The sequence below is a fragment of the Serratia sp. CMO1 genome, assembly GCF_015689115.1.
Classification (GTDB): domain Bacteria; phylum Pseudomonadota; class Gammaproteobacteria; order Enterobacterales; family Enterobacteriaceae; genus Serratia; species Serratia marcescens.
The window spans coordinates 3,169,357-3,191,105 of the sequence record NZ_CP065032.1; the positions used below are offsets into that span (position 1 = coordinate 3,169,357).

Genomic DNA, 21,749 nt, shown 5'->3' on the forward strand with positions numbered 1-21,749 from the left:
GGAAGCAGAGAGCGCATTATGACAACTGAAAGCAAATGCCCGTTTTCGGGCGGCAAGCAGCCCGCACCGCAGAACGGCCCCACCAATCAGGATTGGTGGCCTAATCAGCTCAGCCTGAAACCGCTGCATCAGCATTCCCCCCTGTCCGATCCGATGGATAAAGACTTCAACTACGCCGATGCCTTCAACAGCCTCGATCTGGCGGCGGTCAAACAGGATCTGCACGCCCTGATGACCGACTCGCAGGAATGGTGGCCGGCGGACTTCGGCCACTACGGCGGCCTGTTCATCCGCATGGCCTGGCACAGCGCCGGCACCTACCGCATCGGCGACGGCCGCGGCGGCGCGGGCGAAGGCCAGCAGCGCTTCGCCCCGCTCAACAGCTGGCCGGACAACGTCAGCCTCGACAAGGCGCGCCGCCTGCTGTGGCCAATCAAGCAGAAATACGGCCGCAACCTCTCCTGGGCCGATCTGATTATCCTGACCGGCAACGTGGCGCTGGAATCGATGGGCTTCAAAACCTTCGGCTACGCCGGCGGCCGCGCCGACACCTGGGAGCCGGACGACGTCTACTGGGGGTCTGAGAAGATCTGGCTGGAACTGAGCGGCGGGCCGAACAGCCGCTACTCGGGCGACCGCGATCTGGAAAACCCGCTGGCGGCGGTGCAGATGGGCCTGATCTATGTTAACCCGGAAGGCCCGGACGGCAATCCCGATCCGGTAGCCGCCGCGCGCGACATCCGTGAAACTTTCGCCCGCATGGCGATGAACGACGAAGAAACCGTGGCGCTGATCGCCGGCGGCCACACCTTCGGCAAGACCCACGGCGCCGGCCCGGCGTCTCACGTCGGCGCCGATCCGGAAGCGGCCGGACTGGAGTCGCAGGGCCTCGGCTGGCACAGCACCTTCGGCACCGGCGTCGGCAAAGACGCCATCACCAGCGGCCTGGAGGTCACCTGGACCACCACCCCGACCCAGTGGAACCACGACTTCTTCCGCCACCTGTTCGAATACGAATGGGAGCTGAGCCAAAGCCCGGCCGGCGCGCACCAGTGGGTGGCGAAAGACATCGGTGAAACCATTCCCGACGCCTTCGATCCGAACAAGAAGCGCCGCCCGACCATGCTGACCACCGATCTGTCGCTGCGTTTCGATCCGGCCTACGAGAAGATTTCGCGCCGCTTCTATGAACACCCGGAGGAACTGGCCGACGCCTTCGCCCGCGCCTGGTTCAAGCTGACCCACCGCGACATGGGGCCGCGCGCGCGCTACCTTGGCCCGGAAGTGCCGCAGGAAGAGCTGATTTGGCAGGATCCGATCCCGGCCGTCGATCATCCGCTGATCGACGAGCAGGACATCGCCGCGCTGAAAAACGCCGTGCTGGCTTCCGGCCTGTCGGTGTCCGCGCTAGTCTCCACCGCCTGGGCTTCGGCTTCCAGCTTCCGCGGTTCAGACAAACGCGGCGGCGCCAACGGCGCGCGCATTCGCCTGGCGCCGCAAAAGGACTGGGCGGTCAACCAACCTGCGCAGCTCGCCGCGACGCTGGCCAAGCTGGAGAGCATTCAACGCGCCTTCAACGACGCGCAGACCGGCGGCAAGCGCATCTCGCTGGCGGATCTGATCGTGCTGGCCGGCGCGGCGGGTGTGGAACAGGCGGCGAAGAACGCCGGTTTCGCCCTGACGGTGCCGTTCGCGCCGGGCCGCATGGACGCTTCACAGGAACAGACCGACGTGGACTCCTTCGAGGCGATGGAGCCGCTCGCCGACGGTTTCCGCAACTTCCTGAAGGGCAAATACCGCGTGCCGGCCGAAACGCTGCTGGTCGACAAGGCGCAGCTGTTGACCCTGACCGCGCCGGAAATGACGGTGCTGGTCGGCGGGCTGCGCGTGCTCGGCGCCAACGTCGGCGGCACGCAGCACGGCGTGTTCACCCAGCGGCCGCAGGCGCTGACCAACGACTTCTTCGTCAACCTGCTCGACATGGGCACCACCTGGCACCCGGTCGGTGAAGACGGCCTGTTCGAAGGCCGCGATCGCCGCAGCGGCGCGGTCAAGTGGACCGGCACCCGCGTCGATCTGGTGTTCGGTTCGCACGCGCAGCTGCGCGCGTTGGCCGAGGTCTACGGCAGCGCCGACGCGCAGGAGAAGTTCGCCCACGACTTCGTCGCCGCCTGGAACAAAGTGATGAACCTCGATCGCTTCGATCTGGCGTAACTTAGCGACAGCACAAAGCCCGCCACGGTAAGTCGGCGGGCTTTTTTATTTGAGGGTAAAAAAACCGACGACACAACACATAAAAATGACTAACTGATTGATAAAATTTATAACCCCATGATAGTTTAGGCGATTAAATGCATACAAAGACAATTTAAAAATATTAAAAATCAATTAAATAGGAGTAATCATGGACGATATTAATGTTTACGGAGAAACAGGAATATTTATCATTAAAGAACAAATTTTCAGCAAAAATTGACTCCCGTCCATAGGACACATCTCTCCTTCTGCTGTACAAATCCAGCGCTACGTCTACCAATTGCGTAAGGAACAAGAGGTTTTTTGGGAGGGGCGAAAGATCGACTATACACAGCTCGGCATTTGGGAAAAATTTAAGATACTGATGGGCAACGACTTGGTCAGTAGAGACAAACAAGGGGGCAGCACGCTCTATTCACTGGAGTTCGCCGGATTTGAAACAAGAGTAACGCCTCTGGATGGAGCAAAAGCCCCCCTTCCCGACTTTTTAGGGAAATCCTATAAGATTAACGTACCCACACCTTACATTTATGGCCAAGATCCTATCCCAGAGATGAAGCTCTATGGCAGGAAAGACGTCTCATTCATTATGAGCAACGGTGGACAATCAGCCCCTACTGCAATGGCAAAATACAACAAGACGACCAAGAATCTGATAATGATTCGTACTGAACTAGAAATGAAAAATTTGATGTTATCCTTGAGCAGCGCCAAGGAGCTAAAAAAATGAAGAAAACGATGCTGTTCATTAGTCTGATAGTCATTTATGGTTTTATTGGTTATTTTCTGTACCTCCCAATGGCAAAGCTCTACTTTGCCGGGAAAGCATTGTTTGTTTCTGACGTTGCAGCAACGGTCGTTACCCAGTTCAAGACTGCCGGGATTTTCATTTTGTGCGGTGTCATCATCCTGACGCAGATCGTACTGACAAAAAAATCAAAATCCCTTGGACGATATGCCGTTATCTATAGCACTTGGGTGGGTATCCACTTCGTCTACCTTCTCTTCATCTTGATACTTAAGAGCAAGTTCCTGGAACCTCTCAACAAAATCCCGATGGATGCAATTGCTCTTGAACAGTTTAACCTTGCTGGCCCAGCGCTTATTTCTCTGGTTTTAACCTGTTCGTCGCTATGGCTCGTCAACAAGTCAGGACAATCAGAACGCAATGTCTAAACAACCGAGAATCCTGAATAGTCTACTCAACTGTTACAAAAAGACCTTCACCTACTCAGGCCGCGAAAGCCGTGGGCCTTATTCAATGCTGCTTTTGTGCCAGCACGTTTGGTTTCTGCTTTATCTCGCCGTTATCGCCAGCAAGATGAATGAGATTTCCATTTTCGCGCTTGCGGCGTTTTTGCTGCCTTTGCTAGCGGCCAATGTGCGCCGTTTGCATGATGCGGGTTACTCCGGTGGTTGGTGCCTGACCTGGTTCTGCTTCACACCCTATGTAATGCTGATCTTCGCGCTGTTCCTTCCTGCTAAGAACATCAATAACCCTTACGACGATCGCCCAAACCTGGCGTAAGCCTCCTCAACGGCCTGCTTCGGCGAGCCATGGCTGGCGCTGCGATATTCTCTTTTCCCGCTTATTCGCATTTACTCAACAAGTCATATAAAAATTTGATGGGCGGCAATTCTTTTAATGCTGTATTTATATTTAGAGGGCAATGAAGAACGTAACTTCAGCGCGCTAATACGATATATCCCATCAAGGAGAACACCGTTATGGATTATCCTCGACTCACCTCAACACGCGGCGAGGCGGGCCTAATGACCATCGCCATCCCTTAGCGGCAGCGGGTTTGGCCGGCAAAGGCGCCCTATCGTTTTACGCCATAAAAATAGATGATCTGCACCTGCGCGATATTCGTTCAGGCGTCTGACGTTCGCCCTTCGTTAATGTTTCACGGCGCACGTTGCGTTTTTAGCTTTTATTTTTCAGCCGACGGGAAAGCTCATAGGAAATGACGTTTCACTCAGGAAAATAACCGCTACCTGGAGGTCAACATGCAACATACTATCGGTATTTCTTCTCGTCGGCTGAGGATATCGGCCCTTGCGCTGCTGCTCCCTGCCGTATCATGGGCGGCCGATACGGCGTCTCTTGCCGTGGGGCCGCAATATGACACCACCCATGTCTACGTCGAACGCGGCAAAATGGACGCCTTTGTCGACAGCATCCTGAAAACCTTCGGCGGCACCAGTACCGAACGCGTGCTGGTCAACGTCACGCCCACCCCCAGCGAAACTTACTCCCAGCTGATACTGACGCCGGCCGGCAGCTTCTCGGTGTTCGATTTCAAAACGCCGATCCCGTACCCGTTCGGCGCCGAGCGCAACGGTTTTCTGGTCAGGGATATGGACGCCGCCATCCGGCAGGCCAGGGCCGCCGGCGCCGATGTGCTGGTCGAACCCTTCGACGATCCGATTGGGCGCGACGCAGTGATCCAGTGGCCCGGCGGCGTCAACATGCAGCTCTATTGGCACACCAAAGCGCCCAACTACAAACCGCTGCTGAGCCTGCCGGAAAACCGCCTGTACCTCTCCGCTTACCGCATCGATGACTTCCTGAAAAGCTATCAGACGTTCTCGCACGGCAACGTGGTGAGCGACGAACAGGTCAGCGATGCGGCGATCGGCCGCAACGATAACGGCAAAATCCGCCAGATCGAACTGGACTCGCGCTTTGGCAAAACGCGCATTTTCGTCACCGATGGGCATCTGCCTTATCCGTTCGGCCATGAGCGCACCGGCTATGGCGTCGAGGATCTGCAGGCCACGCTGGCCAAAGCGACGGCCACTGGCGCGCAGGTGCTGTGGCGTTCGACGGCGGCGGAACGCCGCGCCTCGGCGCTGGTGCGTTTCCCCGGCGGCTACATCGCCGAAATTCACCAGACGGCTAAATAAACCCAAGGCGCGCTGCGGCGCGCTTTTTTCTTCGGATATTCATGATGAAACGCACGCTACCCGCACTGTTGCTGTTTTCCACGCTCCCCGCGCTGGCGGCGGAGCCCGTCGCTTCCCCCTGGAAAAACATCCCGTTGGGCGATGCGGCCACCTTATCTTTCGACGGTTCACTGCGCGAGCGCTATGAATGGACGGATCAACGGGATCTGAATGGCGGACGCGACGACACTTTCATGCAGCGCTTGCTGGTTGGCGCGCGCCTCGACTACGGCGACTATTTCGGCGCCTATGTGCAAGTGGGATCGTCGCTGGCCACGCCGCGCGATCGCGGGCGCAAGCCGACCGACGAAGATCATGCCTACCTCGGCCAGGGCTATGTGGATATGAAACTGCCCACTGCCTACGGCCTCGGCACCCTGCGGGTCGGCCGCCAGGAGATTGCGCTGGGCTCGCTGCACCTGCTGGGCACCCGCGACGGCCCCAACGTGCGCCGTTCCTTCGATGCTATCCGCGCCAGCTGGGTCAAGGATAAAAACCGCCTCGACGCCTTTATCGGCCATCCTGTCACCCTTAAAACCGGCAGTTTCGACGACGATACCGACAACAGCCAAAAGGTGTGGGGGCTGTACGGCACCACGCCGCTGACGCCGCTGGCGTCCTCGCTCGATCTCTACACCTTTGGCTTTGAGGATAACGATGCCCACTACGCGCAGCTCAGCGGACAAGAGCGGCGCTATACCGTCGGCGCGCGCATTTTCGGCGCGGCGCAGGGGTTCGACTGGGATAATGAAGCCGCCTGGCAGTTCGGCAGCGCAGAGCAGCGTGATATCCGCGCCTGGTCGGCGTCGGCGCACGCCGGCTATACGGTGAGCGACTGGCGCTGGCAGCCGCGCTTTGGCGGCAAGATTGGCATCGCCAGCGGCGATAAAAACGGTCACGATGGGCAGCTTAACACCTTTAACGCCATGTACCCCAAGCTGCCCTACCTGACCGAGAACGGGCTGGTGGCGCCGGCTAACCTGATCGCTATCCATCCTTCGGTCACGATTACGCCGTGGCAAACCCTGGCCATCGACTTCAGCTGGGACGCCTTATGGCGGCAACGCCGCGAGGACGCCTTCTACCTCGGGCCAATGCGCCCGGTGAAAGGCAGCGGACAGGGCTCGCGCTTTATCGGCAACCAGTACCAGGTCGAAACCACCTGGATGCCGAGAAGCGATCTCCAGTTCAAGGTGGCCTACGTCTACTTCGACGTCAGCAACAGCCTGCAGCAACATGCCGGGCTGAAAAACATGAACTTCGTGCTGGCGCAGGGCACCTACAGTTTTTAAGTATCAGGTAAGTTAATCGGTGTACGCGGGCGCCCTTAATAATCCCGTACTCAATTAATGACGATCGCCGGCGAGTAGCCGCCCATATGCATTGCGGCAATGGCGGCTACTCGCCGCCATTCACAGACAAAAGCCAAATAAAAGCAAAAAGATAAATCAATCACGTAAACTCCGCGAGCCAATTACAGTGTAATATTAAATAAATATTCAATTCCACCTGGTTATTTAAGCACGCCTTTTACGCATATCTTATGTAAAAGATTCATATAAGAATAACTCATTAATAAAATAATTGTGTTTATACTGCTTTAACGCAATCACAGTGCAAAATTAATTCCTCACCGTGATTAATGATAAGGATATATTCTGCTTGAACGCAATATTCAAGCCGGACCAAGGAGGCAAGCCAATGATATCACATTAATTACCCCTGATTTTCAAACCTGTGTACGAGCATATAGAGCGTTAGGTGCAATATTGTCAACGTCCAAAGGAGTTTGATATGTCATTAGCGACCGATAAGATTTCCGGTTATTTAACCAGTTATGAAAGAGGCGATCACGCGGGGAGCAGTAAACCGTCATATACCACGCAAGAAGTTTCAGATCTGCTGCTGAGGAGCCATTATTCCGCCAATGGCAAAGGCGTGACCGACCATGCGGCTACCTTGACCTACTCTTTCCCCGTCTATACCGGCAGCGACAAGACGGGCGCCGCGCAGCTTACCGCCGCCCAGCAAGCCCAAACCAAGCTTTCATTGCAATCCTGGTCGGATGTGGCCAACATCACGTTCACCGAGGTTAAAGGCAACGACGCGAAAAATGCAGATATAAAGTTTGGTTTTTATAAGGCGGCCAGCGGGGGCAATTACACCTCGTATGAAAGTACGCAGAGCAATCTCAAAAGCACCATTTGGATCAGCGGCAATAACGGCTACGACGCCTCCAATCCGCAAACCAATAACTACGCCAGGGATACGCTGACTCATGAAATAGGGCATGCGTTAGGGCTTTCTCATCCCGGCAATTATGATGCGTCAAATGCCACCTACCCCACCTACGCCAACTCGGCGAAGTATTATGAAGACGACCATCAATATTCTTTGATGAGCTATTTTAACGAACAATACACCAGCGCTGACTATAAAGGCGTTTGGCCATCAGGGCCGCAGCTGGATGATATTACCGCCATACAGAAGCTTTACGGCGCGAATACCACCACGCGCACCGGTGATACCACCTATGGTTTCAACTCGAATACGGACAGAGACTTTCTGAGCGTTAAGGCGTCCACGGACAAAATCGTGGCGGCTATCTGGGATGCTGGCGGCAATGACACGCTGGATTTTTCAGGCTACAGCCAGGATCAGCGCATCAACATTAACGAAGGCGCATTCTCTGATGTGGGCGGCTTGAAGGCAAATATCGCCATCGCCTACGGCGCGCAGATTGAAAATATCATCGGCGGCAGCGGCGCAGACATTTTAGTGGGCAACGCGCTGAACAATACGCTAAAAGGCGGTGCAGGCAACGACATCATTTACGGTGCCGGCGGCGCCGATCAGCTCTGGGGCAATGCAGGCGCGGACACCTTCGTCTTCCGCGAAGCCGGCGACAGCCAAGCCGCCGCACCGGATTGGATCCGCGATTTCCAGACGGCGGTGGATAAAATCGATCTGTCGTGGCTCAACCAGACGGCTAAGGCCGATGGGAGCGAGCTGCACTTCGTGGATAGTTTAAGCGGCTCGTTGTATGAAGCGGCGCTGAATTATGACGCGCAGCAGAATGTCACCGATCTGGCCATCAATCTCTCCGGCAATCAATTACCTGATTTCCTTGTCAAAATCGTTGGGCATGTCGACGCTTCCGCCGATATTCTCGTCTAGCAGGGGTAAACCCGCAGCCCGGCGTGAACGCCGGGCTGTTCATCTCTTCTCAGGCCTCACCCCGGCGTCTTTTTACATTGCCACAGCAATAAATCGCGCAGACGAGCTCACACCGCTTCCAGCTCCGCCGCCAGGGTGGCGACCAGCTCCGCCGCCGGCATCGGCCGCGCCAGGCCCACGCCCTGCCCGGCCCACAGCGACATAAACTCCCCGCGCCCGGCCTTGGCCGCCGCCTGGCGGATATCGCCGGTGAGCGCGTTCTGCACCGGATAGGGCAGGATCTGCGCCTCTTCCGCGCGCATCTGCCGCATGAAGTCATTGACGATGCCGCGCGCCGGGCGGCCGCTGAAGGCGCGCGTCAGGCGCGTGCTGTCATCGCCGGCGTTGCGCAGCGCCGCCCGCCAGGCTTCGGCGATGCCCGACTCCGGGCTGCACAGAAACGCGGTGCCCAGCTGCGCCGCCTGCGCGCCCAGCAATTGCGCCGCCGCAATGCCGCGCCCGTTCATGATGCCGCCCGCGGCGATCGCCGGGATCTTCACCGCCGCCGCCACCTGCGGCAGCAAAGCCATCAGCCCGACGCAGGATTGCTCGATGTCGCCGAGGAAGGTCGGGCGGTGGCCGCCCGCCTCCGCGCCCGAGACGCAAACGAAGTCGGCGCCCGCTTCTTCCCAGGCGCGGGCTTCCGCCACCGTGGTGGCGGTGCCGATCACCCGCGAGCCGGCCTTCTTGAACTGCGTGACCGTGGCGCGCGGCAGCACACCGAAGGTAAAGCTGACCACCGGCGGCGCAGCCTCCAGCAGGGCCGCGATCTGGTCGCGGTTGTTTTCGGCAAATTGGGTGGGGATCGGCGGCTCGCTCAGCCCCAGCGCTTCGCGGAACGGCCGCAGCAGGTGCTGGGCGCGCTTAAGCTCGGCGAGATCCGGGTGCTGCTCATCAAGCAGAAACAGGTTGATGTTGAACGGCGCGGCGGTCTGCGCGCGGATCTGCTGCACCCGTTCGAGGATCACCGCCGGTGAAAACAGCGCCGCCGCGCACGATCCCAGCGCCCCGGCGTTGCTCACCGCCACCGCCAATGCCGGCGGCGACGCGCCGTTCATCGGCCCCTGAACGATCGGATAGCGCAGCCCAAGCTCGCGGGCAAAAGCAGAAGGTGCCGTCATCAATGTGTCTCCCTGTGCTGACTACATTCGTCTTACGGCGGCCACGCCGCCGAACCGACCAAAAGCATAGCACCTTCTCACCGCCCGGCCGTGCAGTTAATGCTTCACCTGCCGCCTGTCCAGCGACAGGAAGTGATGCACCACCGGTTTCTCCGGGCCGATATGGAAGCGCAGCGCCTCCTGCTGCAGGTCGGCGTCGGCGTGCGACACCCGCTGGTGCTGCCGCAGGTGCTCCGCCCAGGACTCCACCAGGAACCACTCCATGATGCATTCCGGATCGCCGGTATGCTCGGTGATGCCCCAGGCGTAAGCGCCATCGCGGCGGCGCGCCCGCTCCAGCATCAGCAGCGTGCGCAAGAACTGCGGCCGATCCTGTTCGCGGATGCGGTACTCCACCTGAATCATCACCGGGCCGCGATCGTTTTCAACCGGCGTGTTGACCAACGGCTCCGGCCAATGGTTCGACGGCTGCAGATCGGCCTCGCCGGTCGGCAGACGCAGGCGGTGGAACAGCAGCCCCGCCGCCAACAGGCCGACGCCGCCGACCAGCAGCGTGGCGGCCACGCCCAGCTCCTGCGCCACCAGCCCCCACAGCAGGCTGCCCGCCGCCATCGCGCCGTTGAACACCATCAGGTAAATGGCCAGGCCGCGGCCGCGCACCCAGTTGGGCAGCACGCCCTGCGCCGCGCCGTTGAGCGTGGTCAGCGCGATAATCCAGCCGGCGCCCAGCACCAACAGCAGCACTACCGCCAGCCACTGCGGCGGCGCCAGCGACAGGGCCGCCATCACCACGGCGGTGAGCACCGCCGCCAACAGCACCAGCCCATCGGCATTCAGCCGCTGGCGCAGGCGCGGCAGCACAATCGCCCCGAGGATCGCCCCGGCGCCTACCGCTCCCAGCAGAACGCCGTAGAAACCGGCGCTGCCGCCCAGCATGCGGCGCGCCACCAGCGGCAGCAGCGCCCAGACCGAGCTGGAGAAGGCGAAGAACACCGCCGCCCGCAGCAGCACCACGTGCAGCTCGCGGCTGGAACGGGCATAGCGCAGGCCGGCGCGGAAGGCGCCGAAAAAGTGCTCCGACAGGCCGCTGTCCTCGGCCTTCGGCCGCTTCCACCACAGCAGCGCCGCGATCACCAGCACATAGCTCATCACGTCCGCGCCGTAGGCCGCGCCGGCGCCGAAACTGGCCAGCAGCAGACCGCCGGCCGCCGGGCCGATGGAACGGGCGATGTTGATGCCCAGCGAGTTCAGCGCCACGGCGTTTTTCAGCTCGGCGCGCGGCACCAGCTCCGGCACGATCGCCTGCCAGGTCGGCCCCATCAGCGCCGCGCCGATGCCGCCGACGAACGTCAGCGCCAGCAAATATTCCACCGTCAGTGAACCGGTCTGCGACAGCACCAGCAGGCTGCCGCTCACGCAGGCCAGCAGAATTTGCACGAAGATCAGAAAGCGCCGCCGATCGAGAATGTCCGACAGCACCCCGGCCGGGATCGCCAGCAGGAACACCGGCAGCGTAGCGGCGGTTTGCATCAGCGCCACCGCCGAAGGGTTGCTCGACAGGTCAGTGATCAGCCACGAGCTGGCGACGTCGCGCATAAAGCTGCCGACGTTGCCGAGCACCGTGGCGCCCCACAGCACCGCAAATAATGGGATTTTCAGCGGCGCGAAGCCGCCCGCCGCCGCCTTGTTTTCCGTCTGTTCAGCCATCCGTTCGCTCCTTCAAATCGTTAAATGCCACCAGCAACAGCGCGCCGGCCAGCCCGAGGTGTTCAAAAAATCCGTTCATCATCTGGCCGCGCTCCGCCCCGTCGAACTGCCAGAACGGATTGGCCATCAGCGTCGCCATCAGGGTAAAACCGGCCAGCGCCAACGCGCCGAGCCAGCGATAAAAGCCGCTCAGGATCAGCGCCGACGCCGCCAGTTCGAGCAGCGTCACCAGCACGGCGAACAGCGCCGACGGCTGCAGGCCGAAGTGGCTCATCTCGGCGATCGCGCCTTCGACGTTCAGCGCTTTGACCAACCCGCCCTGAATATAGGCGGCGCAAATGGCGAGCAGCAGCAGCCAGCGCACCGCGGGCGCATGCAGCCGCTGTGCGCAGCGGGCGGCGATAGCAGTCAGGTTCATCGCGCCCCCTTAAAACGGCGAATTTTGGATGAAGGCCAGCAGATCGGCGTTGAAGCGATCGGGATCGACCTGCGCCAAACCGTGAGAACCGCCAGCGTAAACATTCAGCTCCGCCTGTTGCATAAGCTTAGCGGCTTTCAGCGCCGAGGCGCCGATCGGCACGATCTGATCGGCGTCGCCGTGCACCAGCAGCGTCGGCTTGTCGATCGCCAGCAGGTCGGCGGTGTAATCCACTTCGGAGAACGCGCGCACACACTCGTACTGCCCTTTCACGCCGCCCTGCATGCCCATCAGCCAGAAGTGGTCGATCAGCCCCGCATTGCTCTCCACCTCGTCGCAGTGGAGGCCATAGAACGGCACCGCCAAATCTTTGAAGAACTGCGAGCGGTTGCCCGCCACGCCGCTGCGAATGCCGTCGAAGGCCGCCATCGGCGTACCCTCTGGGTTGACCGGCGTTTGCAGCATCAGCGGCGGTACGGCGCCGACCAGCACCACCTTCGCCACCCGATCGCTGCCGTGACGGCCGATGTAGCGCGCCACTTCGCCGCCGCCGGTGGAATGGCCGACCAGGATCAGATCGCGCAGATCCAGCGTTTCGATCAGCAGGGCCAGATCGTCAGCGTATTGATTGATGTCGTTGCCGTGCCAGGTTTGATCGGAACGGCCGTGGCCGCGGCGATCGTGGGCGATCACGCGGAATCCGCTCTGGCCGAAAAACAGCAGCTGGTTGTCCCAGGCGTCGGCGGACAGCGGCCAACCGTGGGAGAACAGGATCGGCTGGCCGCGGCCCCAATCCTTATAGAAAATGCGTGCGCCATCGGGCGCGGTAAGGGTGCTCATGACGTGTTCCCCGCTCGGTATCGAATTGGATTTTGTACGGGTTAACAGTACGGCAGGCGTAAAGGCAGTGATAACGGAATAATTTTCGCATGATCGCGAGTTTTTTTGCTGAAGAAGCCGGCGTCGCCGCCGGCGCAAAACGTCAGATGTTTTCCAGATCGATACCGCGCGTTTTTGGGCCGAACAGCCCGATCACCAGCATCACGATCAGCATGCTGGCGACGATAAACGCGATCACCCCCAGCGAACCGCCGTACTGCAAGATAATGCCGATGATGATGCTGCTGAATACCGTCGACAGGCGGCTGAAGGAGTAGCAGAAACCGACGGCGCGGGCGCGGATATGGGTCGGGAAGATCTCGGATTGATACGAGTGGTAGCTGTAGGTCAGCCAGGCGTTGGACCAGGTGATGAAGAAACCGCACAGGATCAGCCACAGTGGATTGTTCTGCAGTGCGAACAGCGAGCCGAAGATCACCGTCACCAGGCAGGACAACACGATCTGCCACTTGTTCTCCATCTTGTCGGCGTAGAAGCTGCACAGCAGCGAGCCAAGCGGGTAGGCCAGCGTGATGAAGAAAGCGTACAGCAGGCTGTGGGTGACCGAAGCGCCCTTGCCCGACAGCAGCGCCGGCAACCAGTTGCCGAAGCCGAAGAAGCCGATGGCCTGAAAGAAATTCATCACTACCAGCATCAGCGTGCGATCGCGATATTGCGGCGCCCAGATGTCGCGAAAGCGGCCGCGCAGCGGCGCCCCCTCGGCATCGTCAACCGGGCGCGACGGGAAGTCTGCGGCCGCCACGCCGCAGCGCCGTTCCATGTCCCGCATCACCTGCCGGGCCTGCGCATAGCGCCGCTGTTGCACCAGCCAGCGCGGCGACTCCGGCAGCCCCTTGCGCACCAGCCAGATCACCAGCGAAGCCAGCGCGCCGGCGATCACCACATAGCGCCAGCCGCTCAGGCCCCAAATCGTCTGCGGCACCAGCCACCAGGACATCAGCGCCACCGCCGGCACCGACAGAAACTGCACGAAGAACGCGAAGGCGAAAGCCCGGGTACGCAGATGCGCGGGCACCCACTCCGTCAGGTAGGTATCGATGGTCACCAACTCGATGCCGAGCCCGACGCCCACCAGAAAACGCAGAAAGATCACCCATTCCGCCTGCTGTTGAAACGCCAACAGCAGCGAGAAGGCGCCATACCAGATCAGGGCGAACATAAAGGTGGCGCGCCGGCCGAAGCGATCGGCGTACGGGCTCAGCAGGCTGGCGCCGACGAACAGGCCGAGAAAGGTGGCGGAGGCGAAGGCCGCCTGATCCGACACGCCGAAGACGCCCTGCGCGCCGGTGTGGAAAATGCCGTCGGCGATAAGGCCGGTGCTGATATAGCCGGTCTGGAACAGATCGTAGAGTTCGAAAAAGCCGCCCAGCGACAGCAGAATGATAAAGCGCCACAGGCCGGCCGACGCGGGCAAGGCGTCGATTCTGGCCGCCAAATCCCGCGCATGGATCGGCGACGCCGCTACAGAGTCACTCACCGTTAACCTCGCATTAACATTTTTAATGACTTTCTATGCTAGCGAAGCGGCGTCGGAGTTAAATTTTTAATTAGCAGACTATGAAAAAAAGTTAAGCATAAAACGCTGCAGCAGCCTGTTTTATAGCAGGAAAATGCAGCGCGGGATGCCGCAGCGGCATCCCGAATCCGCAGGTTAACGGCTGTGGTGCTGCTGCAGCCGTTCGCTGCGGTAGACGCTCAACAGGCACCAGCCGAGGGCGATCAGCGCCAGCGGCGCGGCGACGAAGCCGATGTTGCCCATGCCCAGATGCAGACTCACCTGGTTGCCCAGCAGCGCGCCGCTGCCGATGCCGAAGTTGTACAGGCCGGAGAAAATCGCCATCGCCACGTCGGTAGCGTCCGGCGCCAGGCTCAGCACTTTGGCCTGCATCGACAGGCCGATCGCCATGATCGCCATCCCCCAGAAGATGCACAGCACCGTCAGGTGGCTTTCGCTGCCGGCCGCCGGCAACAGCAGCAGCAGGCTCAAGGCCAGCAGCGTGATGGCGCCGATGAAGAAGCTGGAAGGAAACCGCTCGCTGTAGCGGCTGAACAGCAAGCTGCCGACGATGCCGGCGGCGCCGAACAGCAGCAGCATCAGCGTGGTGAAGTTCTCCGACAGCCCGGCCACGGTCTGGATAAACGGCTCGATGTAGCTGTAGGCGGTGAAGTGCGCCGTCACCACAATGATGGTCAGCATGTACAGCGCCACCAGCGCCGGGCGTTTGAACAGCAGCGGCACGCTGGCCAGCGAACCGGAGTGCTCGCTTTTCAGCACCGGCAGCAGGCGCCACAGCAGCACCAGCGCCAGCGTGGCGCACACCGCGATGCCGATAAAGGTCATGCGCCAGCCGAGCAGTTGCCCGACCACCCGCCCGAGCGGCAACCCGAGCACCATCGCCAGCGCGGTGCCGCCCGCCAGCAGGCTCAGCGCCTGGGCTTTCTTGCCCGGCGGCGCCACGCGGATCGCCAGCGAGGCGGTGATCGACCAGAACACCGAGTGCGCCAGCGCCACGCCGGCGCGCGAGATAACCAGCGTGGTGAAATTCCAGGCCACGGCGGTCAGCACGTGGCTGGCGATAAACAGCATGAACACGCCGATCAACAGTTTGCGGCGCTCAATTTTGCTGGTCAGCAGCATGCACGCCAGCGAGGCGGCGGCGACGATCCAGGCGTAAATGGTGATGATCAGGCCGACCTGTTCGGTTTGCATCGAGAAGCTGGCGGCGATATCGCTCAGCAGACCGACCGGAATAAACTCGGTGGTGTTGAAAATAAAGGCCGAGACGGCGAGGATGACCACGCGCAACCAGGCGGTTGAGCGCGAAACGGGAGCGTGTTCCATGGTAAAAGAAATCCGGACAGGTGCGGGCAAGTCGCGATATTTTAACCAACCGGCCCGCTAAATGCGATACGCGTCACACTTTAATTGTGTGGTTTTTTTCGCCGCATTTCGACACATTCGCAGACACACGGTTGCACAAATGCTGTGCTAATCTATTGAAGCGTACCAATTTTTCCTGCCGTTTCTCCCCGGCCGTCCACGCGCCGCGCCGAAGAAGCGCGCAGTGTCCCTTTGGCGTTTCCTGAGGCGAGGTCATTATGATGTCCGCGATTTATGATTGGTCCGTACTTGCCCTGCGCAATGTTTACGATCGCCGCATCCAGGGCCAGCCGGTGCTCGACAGCGCGGCCCTCTTCCCCGACGCCGAACGCTTCACCGCCCAATGGCGGCAGATCCGCGAAGAGGCGCTGACGGTCGCCCACGATCTGCACAATATCCCGCGCTTTCACGAAATCATGAGCCAGCAGGCGTCCATCTCCGCCAACGACGCGCGCGACTGGCGCATGTTCATCATGAAGGCCTATGGCCAGCCCATCCCCCGCAACCTGGCGCGCTGTCCGACGCTGGCGGCGCTGATCGCCTCCTCGCCGGACGTGCTGTCCGCGTCGCTCTCCTTCCTGGCGCCCGGCAAACAGGTGCCGCCCCATCGCGGTCCGTTCCGCGGCATTCTGCGCGGCTATCTGGTGCTGGACATGCCCAAACGCGCCGACGGCGCGCCGGCGGCGGTGCTGAAGGTGGACGGCCGCGAATACCGGCTGCACGAGGGGGAGTTCATGCTCTGGGACGATACCTTCGAGCACGAGGTATGGAACGACAGCCCGCAGGTGCGCACCGTGCTGCTGCTGGACATTCGCCGCCGCGACATGCCCGGCGGGCTGCGGCTGCTCTCCAGCGCCATCATCGCGCTGGTGCGGCTGAACGTGCGCTGGATGCAGCGCCAGTTCTGACTGCGGCGCTCAGGCGATTAACCGTCCTGAGGGATCGGCCATTGCTGCGCCAGCCACTGTTCGGCGGTGGTGGTGGCTATGCCCTGGCGCGCATTGAAGGTTTTCGCCTTATCCCACGCCACGCCGTCGGGCCGGGCGAAAGCCAACCGGTATTTGGCGCCGACGTCACGCGGATGGTTCCGCACATCTTCCCGCAGCCGCTCTTTGTCCAACAGGATCCTGTTGACCTCCACGCCCCAGCGCGCCTGCATGACATCGGCAAGCTCGCGGTAGGTCAGCGTGTCGCCGGCGATATAGACCACCTGGTTGCGAAACGCGGGCCGATGGAAAAAAATCGCGGCCGTCAGCCGGCCAATGTCCTCGGGGGTGGTCAGCGTCACCGCGTAGCGCCAGTCGCCCAGCGCGCGCACCGTTTTGGTTGCCGCGTCCACCACGCCAAAGCCGGGGTCAAACAGGTAGCTGGTGAAAATGCCCGTGGAAACAATCACCCACTCCGTCGCACGCTGCGCACGCAGCAGGTGACGCACCTCGAGCTGTTCATCCCACACCTGTTGCCCGCTGCCTTTGCCGACAACATCGTAGTCCACGCCGAACTGCCACGGGAAGTAGCGCGCCACGCCCGCTTGCAAGACGGCCTGGGTGATCTTTATCTGCGTGCCCGCCCCGCCGACAAAGCCGCTGCAGTTGATCACCGCGTCGAAGGAACGGAATAGCGCACTCAGCGCCTCCACGCCGTTTTGCTGCAGATCGCCTTCCACCACGGCGATGCCGAGCCGCGCCAGCGCATCCCGCCGCGCCCGGAGCGGGCCGTTGACGGCGCGGGCGGCCTCCGGCCGGAGCAGCACGCTGATTTTTAAAGATGGATATAGCCGAGCCTGCCGGCTCATCGCACGCAATACCGGCAGCCCCAGTTCACCGGCGCCGAGTATGAGCACGGTATTGATGGATGGATTTGTGGATTTCATGCTTGCCTCCTGTCTTGACACTGCGTCATCCTGACAGCTGACAAAAACGGGTTCAATTAGGTACACGCGTGATACCGGAGAGGAATATGACGAGCGATCGGGAAGCGCTGCTGCAATTTTCGCAGGCGTTCTGTGAAGCATTGAGCAACGACGATGAAGGGCTGAAGCGCGAGATCCTCGCACATGCGGGCAACCGTTGGTCGCTGGGGGTATTGCATATCCTGGGCACCCACGGGCCGCTGCGCCACGGCGAAATAAGCCGCCAATTAGCGGGCGTGACGCAGAGAATGCTGACGCGGACACTGCGCCATCTCGAGCGGGATGGGTTGATATCGCGCTGCGATTATCAGGAAAAACTGCCCCGCGTGGTTTACACCATCACCGACGCGGGGGAAGAGATGCTGCTCAACATGCTGCCGCTCTGGTCGTGGATTATCGCCTCCGCCGACGCCTTCAGAGCGGCCCGCTCGCACTACGATGATCAAGAGCGAAACGCCATCGAGGGATGAACGCGGGCATCCCTGCCCGTGAGGCGGCGTTCAGCCGCCGCCCAGATAGGCCTTTCTCACCTCCGGATCGTTCAACAGCTCCTGGCCGCTGCCGGTGAGGCGGATCTGGCCGTTGACCATCACATAGCCGCGATCGGACAGTTTCAACGCGTGGTTGGCGTTCTGCTCCACCAGAAACAGCGTCATGCCGCTGCGGGTCAGCTCGCGTAGCACCCCGAAGATCTGCCGCACCACGATCGGCGCCAGCCCCAGGCTCGGCTCGTCCAACAGCAGCAGCTTCGGCCGGCTCATCAGCGCGCGGGCGATCGCCAGCATCTGCTGCTCGCCGCCGGACATGGTCATCGCCCGCTGGTTGCGCCGCTCCTTGAGGCGCGGAAACAGCTCGAACATGCGCGGCAAATCCTCCTCCAGGTAGCGATTGCCGACGGTGATGGTGCCCATCAACAGGTTCTCCTCCACGCTCATGTCCGGAAAGATGCGCCGCCCCTCCGGCGCCTGCGCGATGCCGCTGCTGGCAACAAAGTGCGTGGAGCGGCGGCTGATGTCCTCGCCGCCAAACAGGATCTGCCCGCCGGCGATGCGCGGCTGGCCGAAGATCGACATCAACAGCGTGGACTTGCCCGCGCCGTTGGCGCCGATCAGCGCCACCGTCTCCCCGGCCTTCACCTGCAGCGACACCTGGCGCAGCGCCTGGATCGGCCCGTAAAACACGTCCACTTCGCGAAATTCCAACATCGCTTCGCTCATCCCGCCAGCTCCTCTTCGTCCGCGCCCAGGTAGGCGGCGATCACCGCCTCGTTGTGCTGGATCTCTTGCGGCGTGCCGCGGGCGATCACATCGCCGTGATCGAGCACGATCACCCGATCGGAGATCTCCATTACCATGCCCATGTCATGCTCGATCAGCAGCACCGTGATGCCGTGATGCTGGCGCAGGAAGCGGATGATGCGGCTCAGCGCGGCCGTCTCCACCGGGTTCAGCCCGGCGGCCGGTTCGTCGAGGCAGATCATCTCCGGCGCGGTGCACATGGCGCGCGCGATCTCCAGCCGCCGCTGCTGGCCGTAGGACATCTCCCCCGCCAGCCGGTTGGCGCAGTCCGCCAGATCCACCACCTCCAACCAATAGAAGGCGTGATCGAGCGCGGCGCTTTCCGCCCGGCGGTAGCCCGGCGTATTCAGCACCCCGGCGATCAGGTTGCGGTTGCTCTGCATGTGCTGCGCCACCAGCAGGTTCTCCACCACCGACATTTCGCGGAACAGGCGGATATTCTGGAAGGTGCGCGCCAGCCCGGCGCGGTTGACCAGGTGGGTGCCGCCGAACATCTTGTAATAGAGGCGCGAACCGAGCCGCTTCGGGCGTATCCAGTCGCCGGCGCGGAACTTCTGCCCCAGCACCTGGATCACGTCGGTCGGCCGCTTGTGGGTATTGAGCAGGATCGCACCGCCGCTGGCGCGGTAAAAGCCGGTCAGGCAATTGAACACCGTGGTCTTGCCGGCGCCGTTGGGGCCGATCAGGGCGGTGATGGAACCGCGCTCCACCTCCAGATTGACGTCGTTCAGCGCCTTGATGCCGCCAAAGCGCATCATCAGGTGTTCCACCCGCAAAATGGCGTCGCTCATGGCGCTACCCCCTTGCGTTCGGCGAAGCTGGATCGGCTGATGCGCACCAGCCCGCGCGGCCGCCAGATCATCATCGCCACCATCAGCACGCCAAACAGCAGCACCCGGTATTCGGCGAAGCTGCGCAGCAGCTCCGGCGCCACCGTCAGCACGAAGGCCGCCAGCACCACGCCGAGGGTGGAGCCCATGCCGCCCAGCACCACGATCGCCAGGATCAGGGCCGACTCGAAGAAGGTGAACGACGTCGGGTTGACGAACCCCTGGTAAGTGGCGAAAAACACCCCCGCCAGCCCGGCGGTGGAGGCGCCGAGCATAAACGCCGACAGCTTCACCAGCACGTGATTCAGCCCCAAAGAACGGCAGGCGATCTCGTCCTCGCGCAGCGCCTCCCAGGCGCGGCCGATCGGCATGCGCGTCAGCCGGTGCTTGATGTACAGCACCAGCAGCACCACCAAAAACAGCATCGCGTAGATGAAGATGAACTTGAGGTTGGGATTGTAATCGATGCCGAGAAACTCGTGGATCGGCACCCCGCCGTCCTTGGCGCGCCGGCCGAACTCCAGACCGAACACCGTCGGCGCCGGCACCGAAATGCCGTTCGGCCCGCCGGTGAGCGACATCCAGTTGTTCAGCACCAGCCGGATGATCTCGCCGAACCCGAGCGTGACGATGGCGAGATAGTCGCCGTGCATACGCAGCACCGGAAAGCCCAGCAGCGCGCCGGCCAGCGCCGCCATCAGCGCCCCGAGCGGCAGCATCGCCCAAAAACCGAGCCCGAGATACTGGTAGCCCAATGCCAGCCCGTAGGCGCCGATGGCGTAAAACGCCACGTACCCCAGATCCAGCAGCCCCGCCAACCCGACCACGATATTCAGCCCCAGCCCGAGCAGCACATAGATCAGGCCGAGGATCGCCACCGTCAGCAGGTACTTGGTGGCGACGAACGGGAACAACAGCGCGATCGCCGCCATCAGCGGCAGGAACCAGCGCAGATTGGATTTATAGCCCAGCGGGCGCACGTAAACGCCGTCGTTGCCGCCGTCGAAGCGCGCCAGCACCTTGCGGCCCGGCGCGGTTTGCAGGAACAGGCTCAGCAGCAGCCGCCCGGCCATCACCGCGACGATGATCCACACCAGCCGGTGCGGCTCGACGTTGAAGCTGTAGCCGTTCAGCACGATGCCGACGATCGGCCCGAACACGATCAGGGCGATCAGCCCGGCCAAAACGGCATCCAGCAGGCTGCGTTTAACGTCCAGCCCGCCGTTGATTACGGATTGCGACATGGCGTTCTCCTTAAACCTTGGCGACCAGCGGCCGGCCGAGCAGGCCCTGCGGGCGGAAGATCAGGATCGCCACCAGCAACCCGAAGGAGAACACGTCCTTGTAATCCGAATTCACCATGCCGGCGAACTGCGCCTCCGCGACCCCGAGCAGCAGCCCGCCGAGCATCGCGCCCGGCAGCGAACCGATGCCGCCCAGCACCGCGGCGGTGAAGGCCTTGATGCCGATGATAAAGCCGACGTAAAAATCGAAGGTGCCGTAGTTCATGGTGATCAGCACCCCGGCCAGCCCGGCCATGGCGGCGCCGATCACGAACACCAGCGAGATCACCCGATCGGTATTGATGCCGAGAATCGAGGCCATTTTGCGATCCTGCTGGGTGGCGCGGCAGATGCGCCCCAGCCGGGTGCGCTGAATGATGTAGGTGAGGATCGCCATGCCGAGCAGCGACGCCACCAGAATGAACACCTTGGTGTAGGTGATCTGCACCACGCCGCCGTCGAACTCCAGGCGGAACACGCCGCTCAGCAGCGTCGGGATGCCCTGCTGGCGCGGCCCCTGGCTGATCTGCGCGTAGTTTTGCAGGATTAACGACATGCCGATGGCGGAGATCAGCGGCGCCAGGCGGGTGGAGTTGCGCAGCGGCCTGTAGGCGATGCGCTCGATCACCCAGCCGTACACCCCGGTGATGACGATGGTGAACACCAGCGTGCCGAGGATCAGCAGCGGGAACGAGTGTAGCCCGAAGAACGACAGCAGCGCCAGACCGATGGCGCACAGGTAGGCGGAGATCATGTACACCTCGCCGTGGGCGAAGTTGATCATGCCGATGATGCCGTAAACCATGGTGTAGCCGATGGCGATCAGGCCATACACCGCGCCGAGGGTCAGGCCGTTGATCAGCTGTTGCAGAAAGAATACATCCATAATGAGCAGTCTCGCCTGGTAAGGCCGCCAACGCAGTCCGACGCGGCCAAAGGTAGTCGCGGAACGGGCGCGCCAGGGCGGCGGCCCGTCGG

At 61.4% G+C, this 21,749-nt stretch carries 20 protein-coding genes; 9 read left to right on the top strand and 11 right to left on the bottom strand.

Features of this window, described 5'->3' with window-relative positions:
• Nucleotides 1-18: 18 nt before the first annotated feature.
• The 7 genes from katG to IT763_RS15170 all read left to right on the top strand — a co-directional run bounded on the left by katG (nt 19) and on the right by IT763_RS15170 (nt 8,382).
• Nucleotides 19-2,214 (top strand): catalase/peroxidase HPI, encoded by a 2,196-nt coding sequence (gene katG / locus IT763_RS15140; RefSeq protein WP_206194809.1) that lies wholly within the window; start codon nt 19-21, stop codon nt 2,212-2,214.
• Nucleotides 2,215-2,536: 322 nt separating this feature from the next.
• Nucleotides 2,537-2,986, top strand: coding sequence for a hypothetical protein (locus IT763_RS15145; protein WP_046896708.1), 450 nt, complete (start codon nt 2,537-2,539; stop codon nt 2,984-2,986).
• A complete protein-coding gene (locus tag IT763_RS15150; RefSeq protein WP_193842900.1) occupies nt 2,983-3,432 on the top strand; it encodes a hypothetical protein in 450 nt (149 codons plus the stop codon). Before IT763_RS15145 ends, IT763_RS15150 begins: the two co-directional genes overlap by 4 nt.
• Entirely contained in the window at nt 3,425-3,784 is a 360-nt protein-coding gene (locus IT763_RS15155; RefSeq protein WP_071525925.1) for a DUF805 domain-containing protein, read from the top strand. Before IT763_RS15150 ends, IT763_RS15155 begins: the two co-directional genes overlap by 8 nt.
• 584 nt (nt 3,785-4,368) lie before the next feature.
• Entirely contained in the window at nt 4,369-5,166 is a 798-nt protein-coding gene (locus IT763_RS15160; protein ID WP_162835078.1) for a VOC family protein, read from the top strand.
• A 41-nt stretch (nt 5,167-5,207) separates the two neighbouring features.
• Nucleotides 5,208-6,497, top strand: coding sequence for an alginate export family protein (locus IT763_RS15165; protein ID WP_143778302.1), 1,290 nt, complete (start codon nt 5,208-5,210; stop codon nt 6,495-6,497).
• 502 nt (nt 6,498-6,999) lie between these two features.
• Nucleotides 7,000-8,382 (top strand): serralysin family metalloprotease, encoded by a 1,383-nt coding sequence (locus tag IT763_RS15170; RefSeq protein WP_049299778.1) that lies wholly within the window; start codon nt 7,000-7,002, stop codon nt 8,380-8,382.
• 107 nt (nt 8,383-8,489) lie between these two features.
• Here IT763_RS15170 and IT763_RS15175 read toward each other — a convergent pair whose 3' ends face one another.
• The 6 genes from IT763_RS15175 to IT763_RS15200 form a co-directional block, all read right to left on the bottom strand.
• On the bottom strand, nt 8,490-9,542 hold the full coding sequence (locus IT763_RS15175; RefSeq protein ID WP_049299779.1) for a nitronate monooxygenase family protein: 1,053 nt from the start codon (nt 9,540-9,542) through the stop codon (nt 8,490-8,492).
• A gap of 96 nt (nt 9,543-9,638) precedes the next feature.
• Nucleotides 9,639-11,249: an MFS transporter gene (locus IT763_RS15180; RefSeq protein ID WP_016927051.1), complete on the bottom strand. Its 1,611-nt coding sequence runs from the start codon at nt 11,247-11,249 to the stop codon at nt 9,639-9,641.
• Entirely contained in the window at nt 11,242-11,667 is a 426-nt protein-coding gene (locus IT763_RS15185) for a DoxX family protein (protein ID WP_016927050.1), read from the bottom strand. Before IT763_RS15185 ends, IT763_RS15180 begins: the two co-directional genes overlap by 8 nt.
• 9 nt (nt 11,668-11,676) lie before the next feature.
• Complete coding sequence (locus IT763_RS15190; RefSeq protein WP_016927049.1) at nt 11,677-12,507, bottom strand: alpha/beta fold hydrolase; 831 nt, start codon at nt 12,505-12,507, stop codon at nt 11,677-11,679.
• Nucleotides 12,508-12,649: 142 nt separating this feature from the next.
• Nucleotides 12,650-14,044 (bottom strand): MFS transporter, encoded by a 1,395-nt coding sequence (locus IT763_RS15195; protein ID WP_028128351.1) that lies wholly within the window; start codon nt 14,042-14,044, stop codon nt 12,650-12,652.
• A 174-nt stretch (nt 14,045-14,218) separates the two neighbouring features.
• A complete protein-coding gene (locus IT763_RS15200; RefSeq protein WP_028128352.1) occupies nt 14,219-15,409 on the bottom strand; it encodes a sugar transporter in 1,191 nt (396 codons plus the stop codon).
• A gap of 260 nt (nt 15,410-15,669) precedes the next feature.
• On the opposite strand from IT763_RS15200, the gene IT763_RS15205 reads away from it, so the two are divergent.
• Nucleotides 15,670-16,356 (top strand): aspartyl/asparaginyl beta-hydroxylase domain-containing protein, encoded by a 687-nt coding sequence (locus tag IT763_RS15205; protein WP_028127723.1) that lies wholly within the window; start codon nt 15,670-15,672, stop codon nt 16,354-16,356.
• Nucleotides 16,357-16,373: 17 nt separating this feature from the next.
• Here IT763_RS15205 and IT763_RS15210 read toward each other — a convergent pair whose 3' ends face one another.
• Nucleotides 16,374-17,321, bottom strand: a complete 948-nt coding sequence (locus tag IT763_RS15210) for an aromatic alcohol reductase (protein WP_016927045.1) — start codon at nt 17,319-17,321, stop codon at nt 16,374-16,376.
• A gap of 86 nt (nt 17,322-17,407) precedes the next feature.
• Here IT763_RS15210 and IT763_RS15215 point away from each other — a divergent pair, with 86 nt between their 5' ends.
• Nucleotides 17,408-17,830 carry a helix-turn-helix domain-containing protein gene (locus IT763_RS15215; RefSeq protein WP_016927044.1) on the top strand — a complete coding sequence of 141 codons (423 nt, stop codon included), beginning with the start codon at nt 17,408-17,410 and terminating at the stop codon, nt 17,828-17,830.
• 30 nt (nt 17,831-17,860) lie between these two features.
• Here IT763_RS15215 and IT763_RS15220 read toward each other — a convergent pair whose 3' ends face one another.
• The 4 genes from IT763_RS15220 to IT763_RS15235 are packed head-to-tail and all read right to left on the bottom strand — an operon-like array spanning nt 17,861 to nt 21,657.
• Nucleotides 17,861-18,577, bottom strand: coding sequence for an ABC transporter ATP-binding protein (locus IT763_RS15220; RefSeq protein ID WP_151254639.1), 717 nt, complete (start codon nt 18,575-18,577; stop codon nt 17,861-17,863).
• Nucleotides 18,574-19,449, bottom strand: coding sequence for an ABC transporter ATP-binding protein (locus IT763_RS15225; RefSeq protein WP_016927043.1), 876 nt, complete (start codon nt 19,447-19,449; stop codon nt 18,574-18,576). Before IT763_RS15225 ends, IT763_RS15220 begins: the two co-directional genes overlap by 4 nt.
• The gene (gene livM, locus IT763_RS15230) at nt 19,446-20,732 is read right to left on the bottom strand and encodes a high-affinity branched-chain amino acid ABC transporter permease LivM (RefSeq protein ID WP_079449934.1); all 1,287 of its coding nucleotides are present in this window, start codon (nt 20,730-20,732) and stop codon (nt 19,446-19,448) included. The genes IT763_RS15225 and livM overlap by 4 nt, the downstream gene beginning before the upstream one ends.
• Nucleotides 20,733-20,742: 10 nt before the next feature.
• Nucleotides 20,743-21,657, bottom strand: a complete 915-nt coding sequence (locus tag IT763_RS15235; protein ID WP_016927041.1) for a branched-chain amino acid ABC transporter permease — start codon at nt 21,655-21,657, stop codon at nt 20,743-20,745.
• Between the last annotated feature and the right edge of the window lie 92 nt (nt 21,658-21,749).